General features: G+C 64.6%; 1 pseudogene. It reads left to right on the top strand.

Features of this window, described 5'->3' with window-relative positions:
- Nucleotides 1-458, top strand: a pseudogene (locus I6F21_RS37775) (hypothetical protein); the annotation flags it as partial.

The following is a 458-nucleotide window of genomic DNA, read 5'->3' as shown; positions in this document are numbered from 1 at the left end:
AGCGTGGACAACACCGGTGGCGCACTTGGCTCCAGCGGTAACAACCTCGTCATCAACAGCACCGGCAATATCGCCAGCGCATACGGCAAGCTCATTGCCGGTCAGGATGCGACGCTCAATGCGGCGTCCCTTGGCAACCAGGCCGGCACCATCTCTGCGCGCAACCTCACGGTCAACACCGGGTCGGGCGCGGTCGACAACACCAGCGGTACGGTGTCCGCCTCGGGCGTGGCCAACGTAACAGCCGGCAGCTTGGTGAACCAACTTGGCACGCTGGCCGGTGCGGGCAATGTCACAGCAAACGTGGCGCGCCTTGATAACACCTCGGGCGTACTGGGTTCCAGCGCTGGCGCCCTCAACGTCACCAGCACGGGCAATATCGGCAACGCGGGCGGCAAGCTGCTCGCTGCTCAAGATGTCACGCTCGCGGCAACCAGCATGGGCAACCAGGCGGGTAC

Source organism: Bradyrhizobium sp. NBAIM03 (assembly GCF_020194055.1).
GTDB classification, from domain to species: Bacteria; Pseudomonadota; Alphaproteobacteria; order Rhizobiales; family Xanthobacteraceae; genus Bradyrhizobium; species Bradyrhizobium yuanmingense.
This window is presented reverse-complemented; position numbering and strand designations above follow the sequence as displayed.